Genomic DNA, 17,733 nt, shown 5'->3' on the forward strand with positions numbered 1-17,733 from the left:
CTTTACCGGCAGACCCTTATTTGTAGACTTCAAACAATCCCGTAGCGCCCATACCGCCGCCCACACACATGGTGACGATGCCGTAGCGCTTGTCGCGACGACGCAATTCACGAACCAAATGGCCCACCTGGCGCGAGCCGGTCATGCCGAATGGGTGGCCAATGGAAATCGAGCCGCCGTTGACGTTGTATTTCTCGTTGTCGATTTTCAGGAAGTCACGGGCATACAGACACTGCGACGCAAAGGCTTCGTTGAGTTCCCACAGGTCGATGTCTTCAACCGTCAGGTCGCGGGCTTTGAGCAGTTTTGGCACCGAATACACCGGGCCGATGCCCATTTCGTCGGGCTCGCAACCGGCCACGGTAAAGCCTCGGAAATAAGCCAGCGGCTGCAGGCCCAGTTCTTTGGCTTTATCCAGGCTCATCACCAAGGTCATGGAGGCGCCATCGGACAGCTGCGAGGCATTACCCGCCGTTACCGAACCATCTTCGGCAAACACCGGTTTCAGGCCTTGCAGGCTGGCCAGGGTGGTATCGGCACGGTTGCAGTCGTCGCGGTCGACCACGCCTTCAACAATGGTTTTCTCGCCCGTGGCTTTGTCTTCAACAAAATACTTCACCGCCATCGGCACGATTTCGTCGTCGAACAACCCTTCGGCTTGCGCGCGAGCGGTGCGCTGCTGGCTTTGCAGGGCGTAGGCATCTTGCTGTTCGCGGGTGACGTTGTAGCGGCGGGCGACCACTTCGGCAGTCTGCCCCATCGGGTAGTAAATGCCCGGTACGTTGGCCTTGAGCAACGGGTTGATCAGGTTGTCGGTGTTGACGCTTTTCATCGTCAGGGTGATCGACTCAACACCACCGGCGACGATGATGTCGCTGCAACCGGAGGCGATCTGGTTGGCAGCAATGGCGATGGCTTGCAGGCCCGAGGAGCAGAAGCGGTTGAGGGTCATGCCCGCTACCTGAGTGCCCAGGCCCGATAGCACGGCCACGTTGCGGCCAATGTTGTAGCCCTGAGCGCCTTCGTTGGAGCCGGCACCGACGATGCAGTCTTCCACCGAGGCCGGGTCGATCTTGTTGCGTTCCAGCAGCGCATTGACGCAATGGGCGGCCATGTCGTCCGGGCGGGTCATGTTGAACTTGCCACGGAAGGACTTGGCCAGGCCTGTCCGCACGCTGTCGACGATCACTACTTCACGCATCACGCACCTCGTTGTTGTTCTGAAATCGGGGTCAATTGGTCGGCTGAATAGCAGCTGGGCCTAGAATAAAACCGCCCTGCCCGGCAGGGCGATGACTATTCATCCCGTGTATGCGCAGCGATCCTGCCCTGTTCCACCCATTAATCGCGGTTCATGGCGCGCTCCAAGGCGTCATTGATGGTGCGCAACACCTTGACCCGGGCAAAGCGTTTGTCATTGGCCTCGACCAGCGTCCACGGCGCATTTTCGGTACTCGTGCGGTCGACCATATCGCCGACGGCATCGGCGTATTGCGGCCATTTCTCGCGGTTGCGCCAGTCTTCTTCGGTGATTTTGAAGCGTTTGAAGGGGATCTCTTCGCGCTCTTTAAAGCGCGCCAGTTGCTCGTCCTGGTCGATCGACAGCCAAAACTTCACCAGCACAATGCCGGCGCGGGTCAGTTGTTCTTCAAAGTCATTGATCTCGCCGTAGGCACGCAGCCAATCGGCCGGCGAGCAGAAGCCTTCCACCCGCTCCACCAGCACCCGGCCGTACCAGGAACGGTCGAACACAGTGAACTGGCCATGGCCGGGGATATGTCGCCAGAATCGCCACAGATACGGCTGCGCACGTTCTTCTTCGGTGGGCGCGGCAATCGGCACAATGCGGTATTGGCGCGGGTCCAGCGCTGCCGCCACGCGCCGGATCGCGCCGCCTTTGCCGGCGGCGTCATTGCCTTCAAATACCGTCACCAAGGCATGCTTGCGGTAGCGTTTGTCGCGCACCAGCCCGGCCAGGCGTGCCTGCTCGCTGGCCAGTTGTTTCTGGTAGTCGTCTTTGTCCAGGCGCTGGCTCATGTCCAGGCTGCCGAGCAGGCTGCGGTTATCCAAACTGACGGTCGCTGGGCCGGCATGGGGATGGCGTTGCGGGCGATCTTTGGATTTTAGCGCGGCTTGCAGGCCTTCGAGCAGAATCTTCGCCACGGTCAGGCTGCGGTAGTTTTCGTCGGCGCCTTCGACCACATACCAGGGCGCGTAGTCGCGGCTGGTGCGGTGCAGCACGTGCTCGCCGTAGCGCACAAATTTGTCGTAGGTTTGCGACTGTTCCCAATCCAGCGGGCTCAGGCGCCAGCTGCGCTGCGGATCGTCTTTCAGGTTTTTCAGGCGGGCTTTCATCTGCTTTTTCGACAGGTGAAACCAGAATTTAAAGATCAGCGCGCCTTCGTCACAGAGCATGCGCTCCAGGCCTTCGGCGCCAATAATGGCTTGGTCGAGCACGGCATCTTTGATACGGCCATCGACGCGGCCCTGGAGCATTTGGCTGTACCAGTTACCGAAAAAAATCCCCATGCGCCCTTTTGGTGGCAGTTGTCGCCAGTAGCGCCAGGCGGCGGGGCGAGCGAGCTCTTCATCGGTTTGGCGGTCAAAGGTGCTTACCTGAATCAACCGTGGGTCCATCCACTCATTCAGCAGTTTGACTGTCTCGCCTTTGCCTGCGCCTTCAATGCCATTGATCAGCACAATGACCGGAAAGCGCTTCTGCTGCTGCAACTCGAACTGTGCTTCCAGCAGCGCCTCGCGCAGAGCGGGTAATTCGGCCTCATAGGTTTTGTCGTCAATCGCGTGGCCGATTTCGGCGGACTCGAACATACACCCTCACTCCATTTATCTGCATGATTGGCCAAGCCTAGCGGATTGCTGCGGGTCAGCCATGACAGACAGCAAGTTCGGCTAGAATGCGCCGCTCTTGTGCTCACACGCCGCGCGAAAACTATGCCCCCAAGCCAACCGCCAACCGCCTCCCTCGCCGACCTGGACTGGGACGACCAAGGCCAGCCCCACTCGCGCGCCTACGGCGATGTGTATTTCTCCAATAGCCTGGGCCTGACGGAGCCACGCTACGTTTTTCTCGACAACAACGACTTGCCCGCGCGCTTTGCCGCCCTGCCCGCCCACGGCAAGCTGGTGATTGGTGAAACCGGTTTTGGCACCGGGCTGAATTTTCTCTGTGCCTGGGAGTTGTTTGCCCGCACTGCAGTGGCCGGGGCGCAGCTGCATTTTGTGAGCGTGGAAAAACACCCCCTGAGCGATGCCGACCTCCAGCGTGCCCTGCACCTGTGGCCCGAGTTGCAGCCGTTTGCCGAGCAACTACTTGAGCAATACGTGGCCCTGCATGGCGGCTTTCAACGGCTGTTATTCGACGGCGGCCGTGTGGTGCTGACCCTGCTGATTGGCGATGTTATGGAACTGTTGCCGCAGCTGGATGGCGAAATCGATGCCTGGTTTCTTGACGGCTTTGCTCCGGCAAAAAACCCGGAAATGTGGTCGCCCGCGCTGTTTACCCAGTTGGCGCGGCTGTCCACGCCACGCACCACCCTCGGCACGTTCACCACCGCCGGCGATGTACGTCGCGCCCTGAAGGCTGTGGGCTTCAAGCTCAAACGCGTGGAGGGTTTGGGGCATAAATGGCAGGTGCTTAAAGGGCACTTTATTGGCCTGGACGATCCGCCCACCAAGCCCGCCGAAAAAGCCTGGTACGCTCGCCCACCGGAGCACACCGGCCCTCGCACCGCGCTGGTAATTGGCGCCGGCCTGGCCGGTTGCGCCAGCGCCGAAAGCTTGGCTGCACGGGGTTGGCAGGTGACGTTGCTGGAGCGCCATGGCGCTATCGCCCAGGAAGGCTCCGGCAATCCGCAGGGCGTGCTGTACCTGAAACTCTCCGCCCATGGCACCAGCCTGTCGCGCTTGATCGTCGCCGGCTTCGGCCATACCCGCCGGCATATCCAACGCCTGCAACGCGGCCACGACTGGGATGCCTGCGGTGTGCTGCAACTGGCCTTTGACGAGAAAGAAGCGGCGCGGCAGGCACAGTTGGCGGCGGCCTTTCCCAGTGAACTGCTGCACAGCCTGAGTCAAACCGAAGCCGAACAACAGGCCGGCATCGCCCTGGCCAGCGGCGGGTTGTTCTACCCGCAAGGCGGCTGGGTGCATCCGCCAGCGCTATGCCGGCTGATGGCCGAGCACGGTAACGTGCAACTGCGCGTGCATCAGCACGCCCTGCAACTGCGCCAGGAAAACGGCCATTGGCAGGCCTGGGACGGCGAGCAATTATTGGCCAGCGCCAGCGTTGTGGTATTGGCCGGCGCCGCCGATGTACGCGGTTTTTCCGCCACCGCCCAGTTGCCGCTTAAGCGCATTCGCGGGCAGATCACCTGCCTGGCGCAAACGGCTGAGAGCACGGCGTTAAGCACCGTGGTCTGCGCCGAAGGCTATGTGGCGCCAGCACGGGACGGCGAACATACCCTCGGCGCCAGCTTTGACTTCCATAGCGACGACCTTAGCCTTAGCGCCGATGAGCACATCAGCAACTTGCAACTGCTTAACGAGATATCCACCGACCTGGCCCAACGCCTGAATGCCGACAACTTGCCGGTTGCCGAGCTACGCGGCCGCGCCGCTTTTCGCTGCACCAGTCCCGACTATTTGCCCATCGTCGGCCCTGTGGCCGATGCCGACGCCTTTGCCCAAGCCTACGGCGTGCTGCGCAAAGACGCCCGACAAACCCCGGCGACCCCCTGCCCCTGGCTACCGGGGTTATATGTAAATACCGGCCACGGTTCCCGCGGCCTGATCACCGCACCACTGGCCGCCGAACTGCTCGCCGCCTGGCTCGACAATGAACCGCTGCCACTGCCGCGCGATGTCGCCGAAGCCTGCCACCCCAATCGTTTTATGTTGCGCAAGCTCGTACGCGGCTAGGGTGTGCTGTGCGCACCACGCGTATTCGCGCAATCGTTTGCTGCGCGTAGTACACGCCTGAGCATGGGCTACGCTAAAACCCACCGAGCCCCTTGAACAGGCGAATACGTGCCATGGATCGCACGCAAACACTGAATATCGACCGGCTACGCGGCCTTACGTATGGCTTAGTGTGTTTTGGCTTGACGGTGGTGTTGGCCCTTGAGGGCTGGCAGCTGTATCAGTCATACCGCCAGGCGTTTTTTCAAGCGCGCCAGGCGGCAGTCAACCTGACCCACTCCACCGAGGCCCATGTACGTGGCGCCATTTACCACGCCAACACGTTATTGACGGGAGTGGTCGAGCGCTGCGAATGGGATAGCCTGGAACGGCTCAATATCCCGCGCATGCAGGTCTTTTTGAAAAATCAGATCAACGTGCTGCCGCAGCTACATGGATTGTTTATCTACGACCGTACGGGTGCCTGGCTGGTAACCGACAAAGAGCAAATACCCGCCAACGCCAACAATGCCGACCGTGAGTATTTTATTTACCACCGCGAACACGACGATCCAGGCGTGCATGTCGGCAAGGTGATCACCAGCCGCTCTACCGGTGAGCTGATTATTCCGGTGTCACGACGTATCAATGCCGCCGATGGCAGCTTTGCCGGCGTCGCACTGGCGACGCTCAAGGTCAGCTTTTTCAACGACTTCTACGCCCAGTTCCGCACCAGCAAAGAAGACTCCTTCACCCTCGCTTACGCCGACGGCACCATTCTCGCGCGCCGCCCGTTTTCACCGGCCCTGATCGGTACCAGCATCGCGCAGGGGCCGATCTTTAAAAATTTGCTGCCTTTGAACAACGGCGGCACCGCATTGATCGAGTCATCGGTCGATGGCAAAGAGCGCATGTACAGTTTCCAACGTTTTAGCGATTTTCCCTTGGTAGCCATCTCCGGTATCTCCGCAAAGGCCATTCGCCTGCCTTGGTGGCGCCAACTCGCTGTTGCCGGTGTGGTATCTGCGCTGATCGGCCTAAGCATGCTGGCCTTCGCGCGGGTGCTGCTCCAGCAAATATCGCGTAGCGAAGCCGCTGAACGGGAAATGCGCAATGCCCACGCCGCGTTGCAAAAATTCTCCCAAGAAGACGCCCTGACCGGCTTAGCCAACCGCCGCCAATTGGACGCGGTACTGCCCCAGGAACTTGGCCGCGTACGCCGCACCCATGCGCCGCTGGGCGTGATCATGCTCGATATCGACTACTTCAAACGCTACAACGACCGCTACGGCCATGTCGCCGGGGATGCCGCGATCAGAGCGGTAGCCAAGGTACTGGCCTCCTTTGCGCGGCGCGCCGAAGACCTGCCCGCCCGCTACGGCGGTGAAGAAATGCTTTTGGTATTACCCGGCGCCAACGAAGCCAACACCCTGGAGATAGCCCAAAGCATTCGCCAAGCCATCTTCGAGCAGGCCTTAGAACACCTGGACAGTCCGTTCGGCGTGGTGAGCGTCAGCCTCGGCGTGGCCATAGCGTTCGCCCAGCAAGCGGAAAATGAAGACGCAGCAGCGTTGATCAAACAGGCCGATACGGCGCTGTATCAGGCCAAGAGCCAAGGGCGTAATCAGGTGTGCGCGTATCAGGCGCCGAGTGTGGCGATTACACAACACCACCAATAGCAAGGGCCGCGGCCGCAATACCCGCCCAAAGACCGCACCTCATTTGGCATGATCGCCGACTCATCGCCCGATCGCTGGGGCCAGCTGCTAATGAAGCGCCGCGCCGAGCGGCGCGGGCGTAACGGAGGTGGCACCGGCCCAGCACCGCGTCTGCATGCGTCAGACTATCTGCTGGGCGTGCATGACCAGTACCGCGTTGGCGCCCTGCGTTACAGCCTCGAACCACAAGGCCCATTTCTGCATAACCAACGTCGCGAGGACGCGCCACCGCTGGTGATGCTCCACGAACTGGAAGCAGCGTCGCTGGCCTTCGAGGAGTCCGAGGCGAATCCGACCGCCATCAATGACGATCAACTACGTCTGCTCATTGCCCCCGGTGGGTCACTGCGCGGTGCACGCCCCAAAGCCAGCGTGATGGATGAACAAGGGCACTTGTATATCGCCAAATTTCCCAGCACCCGCGACCGCTACAACGTCGGTGCGTGGGAAGGCGTGGTCAACTATCTCGCCAACAGGTGCGGCATTGCTCCAGCGCAAGGAGCAGTCGCACGTTTTGCCAGCGCCTATCACACCTATCTGGTAAGACGTTTTGACCGTACCGACACAGGTCGCCGCCTGCATTTTGCTTCGGCCATGACCCTCACCGACAAGCAAGACGGCGACGACGCCAGCAGCGGTGCTTCGTACCTGGATATCGCCAGCGTACTGATCACCCGAGGCGCGCGCCCGAACCAGGATTTACGCCTGCTCTGGTCTCGCCTGGTGTTCGACATGCTGGTGTCCAACAGCGATGGGCACCTGCGTAATACCGGCTTTATCTTGCGCCCCGGTAAAGGCTGGGAGCTATCACCCGCCTATGACATCAACCCTGACCCTGGCGCCCGCGAGCTGAAACTCAACGTCAGCGAAACCGACAACGCTATGGACCTGGAACTGGCGCTTTCGGTAGCGTCGATCTTTCGCGTGTCGCTGGCCGATGCCCGTCACATCATCCACACGCAAATCAGCGTGGTACAGCGTTGGCGCACCCTGGCCGGCAGCCCGCTTCACGGCCTATCGGCACGAGAAATCGAGCGCATGGCCCCGGCGTTTCGCCTGGCGACTTAGCCCAGCAACCCTTCCTGCTTCATCGCTGCAGCCACGTGCGGGCGCGCCGCAACCCGTGCCATATACGCCTGCACCTGGGGCCAGGCGGCCAGCGAAAAACCAACAACGTTGGTCCAGCTGAGCACGGTAAACAGGTAGGCGTCGGCCACGCTGAAGTGGTTGTCCAGTACGTAGTCTTTGCCGTGCAGTTGCACGCTCAGCCAATCCAGGCGCTTGCTCAGGCTTACGCTGACGGCGGCTTTCCAGTCGGCCGATTGCGCCGGGTTGAACATCGTCGCCATGGGCTTATGGATTTCCGAAGAGATAAAGGTCAGCCATTCCTGCAACTGGTAACGGGCCAGGGTGCCTGCGGCAGGCGCCAAGGCGGATTCGGGCTTTTGGTCGGCGATGTATTGCAGTACGGCGGCACCTTCGGTCAGCACCTGGCCGTTATCCAGGGCCAGTGCAGGAACGTAACCTTTGCTGTTGACGGCGATAAAGTCGGCGCCGGTTTCGGTGACCTTGGCTTTGAGGTCGACCTTTTCCAATTCGAAAGGCAAACCGGCTTCCAGCAGCGCAATGTGCGGGGCCAATGAGCAGGCGCCGGCGGAGTAATACAGTTTCATAAGCAGTCCTTAAGAGCAGTGGCAGAGGCGCGCGAAAAACGCGTGAGCCGAGCTTAGCGATTGCTTTCCACGGCACAAGTACCTACCTTTTGGTAAGTATGCATTTACCTCTCAGGCCCTCTCCATGCTCGACGATCAAGACCAAGCTGCCTGCCGCGCCGGCAATGTATTCAGCGTTACCTGCCCAGCCCGCTATGTGCTCGATGTACTGGCCGATAAGTGGGCGCTGCTGCTGATTCACACCCTCGCCCTCGGCACCCACCGCACGGCGGAACTGCGCCGCCAGGTCGGCGGTATTTCGGAAAAAATGCTGATCCAAACCCTGCGCCGCCTTGAACGTTTTGGCCTGGTTACGCGCCAGGCTTACCCCGAAGTGCCGCCGCGCGTGGAGTATTCGTTGACCGCCCTGGGGCTGTCGCTGAGCGAGCCGATTCGTGCGTTGGACCATTGGGTAGAAGCCAATATCAATGAGCTCAACGAGGCTCAGCTGGCGTTCGAAGATAAGTTGGTGGACGCCTGACTATGCAGCCCTTATCCGCCTCACGCTGGAACGCACTCTGGCTCGCCCTCGGTGCTACGCCACCGGAAAACAGCTTTGCCGAACTTGTCGCGCACTACGGCGAACCGCAGCGCCACTACCACAACGGCACGCATATCGACGCCTGCCTGAGTCACCTCGACAACCTCAAACACTTGGCCCACGACCTGCCCGCCGTGGAGTTTGCCCTGTGGCTTCACGATGCGATTTACAACACCCAGCGCCAAGACAACGAAGCGCTCAGCGCCGACCTCGCCGAACAGTTGTTGACCGGTGCTGGCATTCCCCAGCGGGTGGCCGAGGTGCGTCGGCATATCCTCGCCACCGCCCACACCGAAGCAGCGCACGCCGACGACGCCGGCTTGGTGGTGGATATCGATTTGTCTGTATTGGCCTTGCCGGATAACGCCTATCGCGCCTACACTCAAGCGATTCGCGCCGAGTTTGCCTGGGTGCCCGAACCACTGTTCAACGCCGGCCGCGCCAAGGTGCTGAACACGCTGCTGCAGATGCCGCACTTATATAGCCACGACGAAACCCGGCAACTCTGGGAAGCGCGGGCGCGGGGAAATTTGCAGGCGGAATTGAAGAACCTCTAACCGAAAAAGTAGGGTGTGCTATGCGCACCACGGCATACACGCAGAAATCGTCTGGTGCGCGCAGCACACCCTACGCCGTTATAGGCAAACCCCGTCCGTAGGGTGCGCTGTGCGCACCACGGGTACACACGGTAATAGCCTGCCCACCCTACAAATCACGCGCCATCAACACCTGCGGTTTACCCCAACGCTCAAAGTGCTCCACCGCCCGCCAGCCGCGTTTGGCGTAATACTCGGCACGGTCTTGGGTATGCAGATACAAACGCCCTACCCCCTGCTCCCGTGCCCGCGCACAAACCCCCTCAATCAGTGCCTCAGCCACGCCTTTACCACGCGCTAACGGCGTAACAAACACACAGGCCAGCCACGGTCCCAAGGCTTCGCGCCCAGGCAAATCTTCCTTGGCCAGCGCCGCACCACCGAGCAACTGACCGTCTTCAAGCGCCACCAGGCTTGGCCAGGCGCCATTGCTTTGCCCAGCCGAAAACTCGGCCTGCCAGTCAGCCAACGACTGCTCGGCATATTCGTAGTGAAACTGCTCGTACAGCCAGGTGGCCATGGTGGTGCAGTGCGGGGTATGGGGTTGTAGCCAGAGAAAATCGGCCATGTCTGCTCCTGTTGTGGGTAGCGCAACATATGCCAGAACGTTGGCCTCACCCAAAATGACTAAACTCAACACTGTGTCGTTTGGTGACGCAAAACGGTGCAACGCCCCGCTCCAGAGCCGCGCACACGCACCAAACCAATGCCTACAAGCCGCGCCGATGCCGTACATCCGCTAAGGGGCGCCCCAAAAACAACCACGGTCCAGAACTTGCAAAATGGCTCATTGCCAGCACCGGCAGCCACAACAACGTTCTGTACAACGGGGCGTTGGCTAGATCCTAGAGGAGTCGTCGTTATGCAGTCCCTGTTATCCCCTGGGATCCACCTTTTAAGCCGCTTTGGCTTTGCCCGTAAATTCCAACTGCTGTTTCTGCTTTTCGCCTTGCCGCTGGCTGGCAGCCTATGGATGGTGGGCCAGACCTTTCAAGCGAAAATGGCGGTGATCGCCAAGGAGCACAGTGGCGTGCGCCAGCTGTTGGCGTTGGATGCCGCCGATGCGCAGCTTTCCGCTCAGCGTAATTTGGCCGCGCGTTGGAAAGCGCTGGATACCGCCCGCGTACCCGGCCCCGAAGCCCAGCAGGCGATGACCCAGCTGGAAAGCGCCATGCCGGTATTGCGTAAAAACGTTGATGATTTGGCTGCCGTACTGACCGCTGAAGGAGCCAGCGCCGAGGTGCAAAAGCGTCTGCAAGATTTGCAAGCCGCGTTGCCGCAATTGGAATTGGCCAGTCTGCGTACGGTGGGTTGGTGGCCGGATGCGTTGGATCGTTTCACCGTGATGAAAGCCGGCCTGCAAGGCCTTAGCGACCAGATTGCGATGGACAGCGGGTTAACCCTGGACCCGTCGGTAGAAGGCTATTTGCTGATGCAGATTGCCACCCAGCAAACGCCGGATATCTTTGAACGCGTCGGCCGTCTGGCAAGCATGGGCGAAGCCTCTGTGGCGGCCGGCCAATTCAGTCTGCAAAGCCGTCTGCAGTTGCGTGATCTGCGCGGCCGTATCAACGATGCCCGCACGCAGTTGGACAAAACCGGCGCCAACCTGCTGGCCAAGCTGCCAGCCGGGCTAAGCGCGTGGGCAGACCAATACGCCAGCGCCCAGCAGCAACTCAACACCGACCTCAAGGCCCTGGATGACGGCCTGTTTGGCGACACCATCACGATGAAAGGCCCAGCTTTCCAACGCACCATGGACAGCCTGTTGCAAACCCTCGCCGAGCTGCGCGCTCAGTCGCTTAACTCGCTGGACCGGCGCCTGGATTTCTACCACAACCGCGCCATCACCCAGGCCATTCCTGTGGCAGCGGTTTTTGGTTTGCTGTTGCTGGCGGCGGTGTATTTGTTTGTCTGTTTGCAAAGCTCGATTCGCCGCAGTGCCAGCGGCATCACCACCCTCGCCCAGTCCCTGCGTGACGGCAATTTGTGTGTCGAAGTGGACGTGCAAGGTCGCGACGAACTGGCGGAGATCAGCACGGCACTAAACGTCGCCGTGGTGCAGCTGCGTACCAGCTTGCTGGGGGTCAACCATGAGACTTATCAGCTCAGCGACGCGGTGATCACCCTGAATTCGCACTCCACCGACACCTTGGGTGAAGTGGAAGCGCAACAGCATCAGATCAGCCAGATCGCCACCGCGGCTACCGAGTTGGCCGCCACTTCCTTGGGCGTGTCCAAGAGCTGCGAACTGGCCTCGGCCAGCGTGCAGCAGACTCGCGCCATCGCCGAAGCCAGCAACCGCGATAGCGAGCGCACCACCGCCAGCATTCAGGAACTCAACCAACGCTTGAGCGAAACCGCCGAAGCGCTGGGCCGAGTAAGCGATCAGGGGCAACAGATTCAATCGGTGGTCGACAGCATTCGCGGCATCGCCGAACAAACCAACCTGCTGGCCCTTAACGCCGCGATTGAAGCCGCCCGTGCCGGCGACCAAGGCCGCGGCTTTGCCGTGGTGGCAGATGAAGTGCGCAGCCTGTCGCAACGCACCCAAGCCTCTACCCTGCAAATCGCCAACACGGTGGAAAGCCTGCGCAACACCGTGCGCCAAGCCGTGGAATTGATGGAAGCCGCCTGCGGCCAAGCACAAAGCGATGCCACCGCGGTGACCGGCCTGGGTGTCAGCCTGAGCGCCATCGCCACCGCCGTGCAGGGCGTCAGCGACACCCTGGCGCAGATCGCCACCGCCGTTGACGAGCAGGCCACCACCGCCGACCAGGTCAGCGGCAGCATTCAGCAAGTCGACCAGGCCGCCATCCGCCTGCTCGACGGCGCCCGTGCGGTTAACCAGGCAGCGGATCGCTTAAGCCAGGGCAGCCGCGCCTTAAACGACAACACCGCGCGCTTCAGTTTAGGTTAAGAGGAAAAAGCCAATGGCAGACCGCGAAATCATCGTGCCCGACAGCATGAAACTAATCCCCGAGCGCATCGGCTATGCGCCGGCAGTAAAGGTCGGCGACACCCTCTACTGCTCCGGCCAGATCGGCCGCACGCCAGAGCTGGTGGTTATCGAAGACCCTGAGCAGCAATTTATTGCTGCCTGGGAAAACATGCGCGACGTGCTGCATGCCGGCGGCTGCACCTTTGAAGACGTGGTGGACATGACCACCTACCACGTTGACCTGGCCACCCATATGGACCTGTACCGCACCATCAAAGACCGCTACTTCCCCCGCGGCCTGAGCGCCTGGACCTGCATCGGCGTAAACGCCCTGGCCCACCCGGCGCTGCTGCTGGAAATCAAATGCGTAGCGGTGCAACGCCGCTAACCCGCAACCGCAGCGTAGCGTAGCGAGCAGACGCGTCAACCTGGGCCATAAACGCTGCGCCTTAGTCGTTGCAGCGCCGGAGCACAGTTGCAAAGCACTGGCGGCGCGGGGGTAACTATCGGGCTGACAGCCAAGCATCTCTCTTCGCACGCCGTGCAAGACATAAGCCTCGCGCCCTCGGACGAAAGCAGACTGAAAAACATAAATTACCGCCTATAAATACCCGCCGCGGATGGCCCCCACTGCTCGGCAATACCGGCATAGAAATGCCTAGCTCTTCCCCAACCGTTCGCACCGTCTCCCTGCAACTAGCCATCGTCTCCTTGCACGACCGTAAAGCCCCCTCGATCACAAGGTTGCGCACCTCTGCATGCCCTAATTCCCTGCCCTCAAAACGATCTGCCGCTTTTTGTTGTGGCCTGCTTCTGAATCCCCCACCGGGGTCTTGATCCACGGCGCTATCGCGCCAGAATCGCGGCCCAGCCGCTTGCTCCCGTTATTTCATTTACGCCTTTCAACCGTCACGGCTATGTCGACGTAAGGCCAGGATTGCCATGCCAGATCACCACCCAGGACACGGTGCCGCCGCCGACACCGCCCTCGCTTGCCTAGCCACGCTTGCCCGCTACCACAATGTGGCCGTCTGCCCTGAACAACTGCGCCACGAATTCAGTGAGCGCGGTGCCGTGTTCAACAGTGCAGACCTGCTACTGGCGGCGAAAAAACTGGGGCTTAAAGCCAAACGCACACGCGGTTCGGTCAAGCGCCTGCGTCAACTACCGCTGCCCGCCATCGGTCGTGATATGCAGGGCGCGTTCTTTGTTCTCGCGCGTCTTGAAGGTGACAACGTGCTGGTGCACAACCCATTGCTTGAACAACCGCAGCTGCTAGGCCTGCAAGCACTCGATAGCTATTGGAGTGGCGAGTTGATTCTGCTGCGTTCAGAAGCGGGGCTGGCCCAGGAGCTCAGCAAGTTCGACTTCACCTGGTTTATTCCGGCCATCGTCAAATACCGCAAGCTGCTCGGCGAAGTGCTGTTGGTGTCGTTTGTGCTGCAGATTTTCGCCCTGCTGACGCCACTGTTTTTTCAGGTGGTGATGGATAAAGTGCTGGTGCACCGTGGCTATAGCACCCTGGATGTCATCGCCGTCGGCCTGCTGGCGATCATGCTGTTCGAGACTGCGCTTAGCGGCCTGCGCACCTATGTATTCGCCCACACCGCCAGCCGCATTGACGTGGAACTGGGCTCGCGTTTGTTTCGTCACTTGGTCAATTTGCCACTGGCCTACTTCCAGGCACGGCGTGTCGGCGATTCGGTAGCGCGGGTACGAGAGCTGGAAAATATCCGCAGTTTTCTCACCGGCAATAGCATCACCCTGGTGCTGGATGTGTTGTTCTCGGTGGTGTTTATCGCCGTGATGTTTGTCTACAGCGGTTGGCTGACGTTGGTGGTGCTGTTATCGCTGCCGCTGTACTTCCTCATTTCGCTGCTGATCACCCCACTGCTGCGCGCACGCCTTAACGAAAGCTTTAACCGCGGCGCTGAAAACCAAGCGTTTCTGGTGGAAACCATCAGCGGTATCGACACCGTGAAAGCCATGGCGGTCGAGCCGCAGAGCACGCGCAAATGGGACAACCAATTGGCCGCTTATGTGCGCGCCAGCTTTCACACCCAAACCTTGTCAACCGTGGCCAACGAAGGCGTCGGCCTGGTGGGCAAGCTGGTGACCGTTGCCACCCTATGGCTGGGGGCACGGCTGGTGATCAACGGCGACCTCAGCGTTGGCCAACTGATCGCCTTTAATATGCTTGCCGGTCGCGTCGCGCAGCCGATCATGCGCCTGGCACAGCTGTGGACCAACTTCCAGCAAACCGGCGTTTCGGTGCAGCGCCTGGGCGACATTCTTAATAGCCAGACCGAAACCAACCAAGGCGCGCGCAGTACCTTGCCAGCGCTTAACGGTTTGGTGGAGTTTGACCACGTGCACTTTCGCTACCGCGCCGATGGCTCGGAGGTGTTGCGCGGTATCAACCTGACCCTGCAAGCCGGCGAAGTGATCGGCATCGTTGGCCGCTCCGGCTCCGGCAAAAGCACCCTCACCCGCTTGCTGCAACGCCTGTACACCCCCGAGCGTGGTCGCGTATTGGTGGATGGCATGGACCTGGCACTGGCCGACGTCAGCTCACTGCGCCGGCAGATAGGCGTAGTGCTGCAAGAAAACCTGCTGTTCGCCCGCAGCATTCGCGAAAACATCGCCCTGACCGATCCCGGCGCCCCCATGGCAGACGTGATCAGCGCTGCGCAAATGGCCGGTGCCCACGAATTTATTCTGGAGCTGCCCGAAGGTTACGACACCCTGGTCGGCGAGCACGGCGCCTCGCTTTCTGGCGGGCAACGGCAACGCATCGCCATTGCCCGCGCGCTGATCGGCAACCCGCGCATTCTGATCTTCGACGAAGCCACCAGCGCCCTGGATTACGAGTCTGAACGCATCGTGCAGCAGAACATGCAGCAGATCTGCCAGGGCCGCACCGTCATCATCATCGCCCACCGCCTAAGTGCCGTGCGCAACGCGCAACGCATCGTGGTAATGGACCGCGGGCAAATCGTCGAGCAAGGCAGCCACGCCGAACTGCTCGCCCACCAGGCCGGCCACTACGCGCGCCTGCACCGTCTACAGCAGGGCTAAAACCATGGGCGCCAAAACCGATCTGCTCAACCGTTACCGCCAAGCCTGGCGCCACAGCTGGCAGCAACGCCAAGCCATGGACAGCCCCCACTACCTGCGCGACGAAGTGCAATTTATGCCCGCCGCCCTGGCCTTGCAGGAGCAACCCGTGCACCCCGCCCCGCGCTACACGCAATGGCTGCTCATGGCCTTTGCCGCGCTGGCACTGCTCTGGGCGTGCCTCGGCCATATCGACGTGGTGGCCAGCGCCAGCGGCAAAATCGTACCCAACGGCAAAACCAAAGTGATCCAACCCAGCGAAGTGGCCGTGGTCAAAGCCATTTACGTTGACGACGGGCAACAGGTGCACGCCGGACAACTGCTGGTAGAACTCGACAGCCAAATCACTAACGCCGACGTCGAACGCACCGAAAGCGATCTGCAAGCGGCCGAAGTCGACAATGCCCGCGCCACCGCGCTACTCGCCGCCATCGACAACAACCGCCCACCGCAACCGCTCGGCACCCTACTCAGCAGCGTCGACCCTGCCCACATAGCCGCCGCCCAACGCTGGCTACAAGGCCAATACCAAGAACTGCGCAGCAACCTCGACCAAGTCAGCGCCGCCATCGAACAACAAACCGCCGGCATCCACGCCGCCCTCGCCAGCGTTGCCTCCCTGCAACAAAGCCTACCGATTGCCCGCGAACTGGCCGCCGACTACAAGACCCTGCAAAACAAAGGCATCCTCGGCAAACACGCCTGGCTCGAACGGGAACAAAGCCGCCTCAACCAAGAACGCGAACTGCAGGTACAACAAGCCCGCGTGAGCGAACTGCAAGCAGCCAAAAAAGAAGCCGAACAACGTAGGCAAAGCGTCCTCGCACAAACCCGCCGCGCCATGCTCGACCTACAACAACAAGCCGCACAAAAGATCGCCGCCCTAACCCAAGAACTGAAAAAAGCCCAACAACGCAACCGCCTCACCCAACTGACCGCCCCGGTAGACGGCACCGTGCAACAACTGGCCATCCACACCAACGGCGGCGTAGTCACCGAAGCCCAACCCCTGATGGTTATCGTCCCCAGCGACCAACCCATAGAAGTCGAAGCCCTGCTGGAAAACAAAGACATCGGCTTTGTACACAGCGGGCAAAACGTCGAAATAAAAGTGGAGACCTTTAACTTCACCAAATATGGCGTTATCGATGGCACGGTTATCAGCATCTCCAACGACGCCATTGAAGATGAAAAGCGTGGATTGGTTTACAGCACACGGGTTCGCTTAAAAGAAAAAAGCATACAGGTGGGCGACAAGATGATTGCACTGTCACCGGGGATGGCGGTTACGGCAGAAATTAAAACAGATAAAAGACGGGTTATTGACTACTTCTTAAGTCCGCTTAAGGCGTATGCGAATGAGAGCTTTAGAGAAAGGTGAGGATAAAATAGTAAAGGGGGACTATTTTTTGTGTCCCCCTACAAAACCTATTTAAAGATTAAGATTTTTCCGACATGAATTTTCCGCTAGCGGAGTATGCATTTAACTCTTAAAACTGCACTCAACACTTATAGGCCCACACATCATTAAATATTTGCCCGGGCTTTGATACAGCTCTTGTAAGAGTTTTCCTTCAGAAAATATAGACACCAGACTCTCTTGCCGCCAAGGAAAACAACACCCATATTAAGTCCTATAAAGCTGGAATTTTGGCCAGTAAAAGTATTTGCTCAGCGACATAACGATTTTATCCACGACGAGACGTGAAGATTGGACAAGTTTATTTTTGTCTCCTTGCAAGCTTGAGATCAAGAGAGACAGGAATTTATGCTGCACTAAAAATTTAAGTCTGAGGTAGTCACTCTTCCGAAATCATAGACATCAATTATTGCATAAAAAATCTTCACAAAAACCATAGACACATATAAATGCCAAGCCTAAAAAAGCACTTCTCCGTTAAATTCTACCTTACAGAAATATCAACAGGGGGAATTGTCGGCGCATTGATTTTTTTATCTTTAAATATCGACATCGACGAATTTGAAGCTCGATCAATCCACAACACCCTTTACCTTTCCTGCGGAAGCATGGCCGCAATTGGTTTTTTTCTTCACGAAAAAGACACGCCATGGATAGAACACACCGGACTAATTTTTACAAAAATTGCGCTCAATATTTTCGGCGCCTTACTAGTTCTCCACTAAAAACACCAAAGAAAAAAATAATTCATATGAGTATTACTATAGAGAC

At 59.4% G+C, this 17,733-nt stretch carries 14 protein-coding genes; 10 read left to right on the forward strand and 4 right to left on the reverse strand.

Going from position 1 to position 17,733, the window contains the following annotated elements; genetic code table 11:
- Window positions 1-16 precede the first annotated feature (16 nt).
- Window positions 17-1,201, reverse strand: coding sequence for a thiolase family protein (locus AAAB16_RS02105; protein ID WP_340661842.1), 1,185 nt, complete (start codon window positions 1,199-1,201; stop codon window positions 17-19).
- Window positions 1,202-1,341: 140 nt separating this feature from the next.
- On the reverse strand, window positions 1,342-2,829 hold the full coding sequence (pap, locus tag AAAB16_RS02110) for a polyphosphate:AMP phosphotransferase (RefSeq protein WP_340661843.1): 1,488 nt from the start codon (window positions 2,827-2,829) through the stop codon (window positions 1,342-1,344).
- Between the two features lie 123 nt (window positions 2,830-2,952).
- Between pap and mnmC the strand changes: the two genes are divergently transcribed.
- The 3 genes from mnmC to AAAB16_RS02125 all read left to right on the forward strand — a co-directional run bounded on the left by mnmC (window position 2,953) and on the right by AAAB16_RS02125 (window position 7,703).
- Complete coding sequence (gene mnmC, locus AAAB16_RS02115; RefSeq protein ID WP_340661844.1) at window positions 2,953-4,938, forward strand: bifunctional tRNA (5-methylaminomethyl-2-thiouridine)(34)-methyltransferase MnmD/FAD-dependent 5-carboxymethylaminomethyl-2-thiouridine(34) oxidoreductase MnmC; 1,986 nt, start codon at window positions 2,953-2,955, stop codon at window positions 4,936-4,938.
- A 113-nt stretch (window positions 4,939-5,051) separates the two neighbouring features.
- Window positions 5,052-6,596 carry a sensor domain-containing diguanylate cyclase gene (locus AAAB16_RS02120; RefSeq protein ID WP_340661845.1) on the forward strand — a complete coding sequence of 515 codons (1,545 nt, stop codon included), beginning with the start codon at window positions 5,052-5,054 and terminating at the stop codon, window positions 6,594-6,596.
- A gap of 90 nt (window positions 6,597-6,686) precedes the next feature.
- Window positions 6,687-7,703, forward strand: coding sequence for a HipA domain-containing protein (locus tag AAAB16_RS02125; RefSeq protein ID WP_340661846.1), 1,017 nt, complete (start codon window positions 6,687-6,689; stop codon window positions 7,701-7,703).
- On the opposite strand, the gene gstA is transcribed toward AAAB16_RS02125, so the two are convergent.
- Window positions 7,700-8,308 (reverse strand): glutathione transferase GstA, encoded by a 609-nt coding sequence (gene gstA, locus AAAB16_RS02130; RefSeq protein WP_340661847.1) that lies wholly within the window; start codon window positions 8,306-8,308, stop codon window positions 7,700-7,702. The two genes, AAAB16_RS02125 and gstA, sit on opposite strands and share 4 nt — an antisense overlap.
- A 124-nt stretch (window positions 8,309-8,432) precedes the next feature.
- On the opposite strand from gstA, the gene AAAB16_RS02135 reads away from it, so the two are divergent.
- Together AAAB16_RS02135 and AAAB16_RS02140 are read left to right on the forward strand one after the other, a co-directional pair.
- Complete coding sequence (locus AAAB16_RS02135; RefSeq protein ID WP_340661848.1) at window positions 8,433-8,828, forward strand: helix-turn-helix domain-containing protein; 396 nt, start codon at window positions 8,433-8,435, stop codon at window positions 8,826-8,828.
- A 2-nt stretch (window positions 8,829-8,830) separates the two neighbouring features.
- Window positions 8,831-9,445, forward strand: a complete 615-nt coding sequence (locus AAAB16_RS02140) for a hypothetical protein (RefSeq protein ID WP_340661849.1) — start codon at window positions 8,831-8,833, stop codon at window positions 9,443-9,445.
- Window positions 9,446-9,593: 148 nt separating this feature from the next.
- Here AAAB16_RS02140 and AAAB16_RS02145 read toward each other — a convergent pair whose 3' ends face one another.
- On the reverse strand, window positions 9,594-10,052 hold the full coding sequence (locus tag AAAB16_RS02145) for a GNAT family N-acetyltransferase (RefSeq protein WP_340661850.1): 459 nt from the start codon (window positions 10,050-10,052) through the stop codon (window positions 9,594-9,596).
- Between the two features lie 294 nt (window positions 10,053-10,346).
- Here AAAB16_RS02145 and AAAB16_RS02150 point away from each other — a divergent pair, with 294 nt between their 5' ends.
- The 5 genes from AAAB16_RS02150 to AAAB16_RS02170 all read left to right on the forward strand — a co-directional run bounded on the left by AAAB16_RS02150 (window position 10,347) and on the right by AAAB16_RS02170 (window position 17,687).
- Window positions 10,347-12,404 carry a methyl-accepting chemotaxis protein gene (locus AAAB16_RS02150; protein ID WP_340661851.1) on the forward strand — a complete coding sequence of 686 codons (2,058 nt, stop codon included), beginning with the start codon at window positions 10,347-10,349 and terminating at the stop codon, window positions 12,402-12,404.
- A 13-nt stretch (window positions 12,405-12,417) separates the two neighbouring features.
- Complete coding sequence (locus AAAB16_RS02155; protein ID WP_340661852.1) at window positions 12,418-12,813, forward strand: RidA family protein; 396 nt, start codon at window positions 12,418-12,420, stop codon at window positions 12,811-12,813.
- 554 nt (window positions 12,814-13,367) lie between these two features.
- A complete protein-coding gene (locus AAAB16_RS02160; RefSeq protein WP_340661853.1) occupies window positions 13,368-15,503 on the forward strand; it encodes a type I secretion system permease/ATPase in 2,136 nt (711 codons plus the stop codon).
- Window positions 15,504-15,507: 4 nt separating this feature from the next.
- Window positions 15,508-16,923, forward strand: coding sequence for an HlyD family type I secretion periplasmic adaptor subunit (locus AAAB16_RS02165; RefSeq protein ID WP_340661854.1), 1,416 nt, complete (start codon window positions 15,508-15,510; stop codon window positions 16,921-16,923).
- Between the two features lie 488 nt (window positions 16,924-17,411).
- A complete protein-coding gene (locus AAAB16_RS02170) occupies window positions 17,412-17,687 on the forward strand; it encodes a hypothetical protein (protein ID WP_340661855.1) in 276 nt (91 codons plus the stop codon).
- Window positions 17,688-17,733: the final 46 nt, after the last annotated feature.

This window comes from Pseudomonas sp., assembly GCF_037994325.1.
Taxonomy (GTDB): domain Bacteria; phylum Pseudomonadota; class Gammaproteobacteria; order Pseudomonadales; family Pseudomonadaceae; genus Aquipseudomonas.

What these genes read in the sequence shown, in the direction of transcription:
- AAAB16_RS02105 (WP_340661842.1), bottom strand. Translation starts at nt 1,201, where the DNA reads ATGCGTGAAGTAGTGATCGTCGACAGCGTGCGGACAGGCCTGGCCAAG.
- pap (WP_340661843.1), bottom strand. Translation starts at nt 2,829, where the DNA reads ATGTTCGAGTCCGCCGAAATCGGCCACGCGATTGACGACAAAACCTAT.
- mnmC (WP_340661844.1), top strand. Translation starts at nt 2,953, where the DNA reads ATGCCCCCAAGCCAACCGCCAACCGCCTCCCTCGCCGACCTGGACTGG.
- AAAB16_RS02120 (WP_340661845.1), top strand. Translation starts at nt 5,052, where the DNA reads ATGGATCGCACGCAAACACTGAATATCGACCGGCTACGCGGCCTTACG.
- AAAB16_RS02125 (WP_340661846.1), top strand. Translation starts at nt 6,687, where the DNA reads ATGAAGCGCCGCGCCGAGCGGCGCGGGCGTAACGGAGGTGGCACCGGC.
- gstA (WP_340661847.1), bottom strand. Translation starts at nt 8,308, where the DNA reads ATGAAACTGTATTACTCCGCCGGCGCCTGCTCATTGGCCCCGCACATT.
- AAAB16_RS02135 (WP_340661848.1), top strand. Translation starts at nt 8,433, where the DNA reads ATGCTCGACGATCAAGACCAAGCTGCCTGCCGCGCCGGCAATGTATTC.
- AAAB16_RS02140 (WP_340661849.1), top strand. Translation starts at nt 8,831, where the DNA reads ATGCAGCCCTTATCCGCCTCACGCTGGAACGCACTCTGGCTCGCCCTC.
- AAAB16_RS02145 (WP_340661850.1), bottom strand. Translation starts at nt 10,052, where the DNA reads ATGGCCGATTTTCTCTGGCTACAACCCCATACCCCGCACTGCACCACC.
- AAAB16_RS02150 (WP_340661851.1), top strand. Translation starts at nt 10,347, where the DNA reads ATGCAGTCCCTGTTATCCCCTGGGATCCACCTTTTAAGCCGCTTTGGC.
- AAAB16_RS02155 (WP_340661852.1), top strand. Translation starts at nt 12,418, where the DNA reads ATGGCAGACCGCGAAATCATCGTGCCCGACAGCATGAAACTAATCCCC.
- AAAB16_RS02160 (WP_340661853.1), top strand. Translation starts at nt 13,368, where the DNA reads ATGCCAGATCACCACCCAGGACACGGTGCCGCCGCCGACACCGCCCTC.
- AAAB16_RS02165 (WP_340661854.1), top strand. Translation starts at nt 15,508, where the DNA reads ATGGGCGCCAAAACCGATCTGCTCAACCGTTACCGCCAAGCCTGGCGC.
- AAAB16_RS02170 (WP_340661855.1), top strand. Translation starts at nt 17,412, where the DNA reads ATGCCAAGCCTAAAAAAGCACTTCTCCGTTAAATTCTACCTTACAGAA.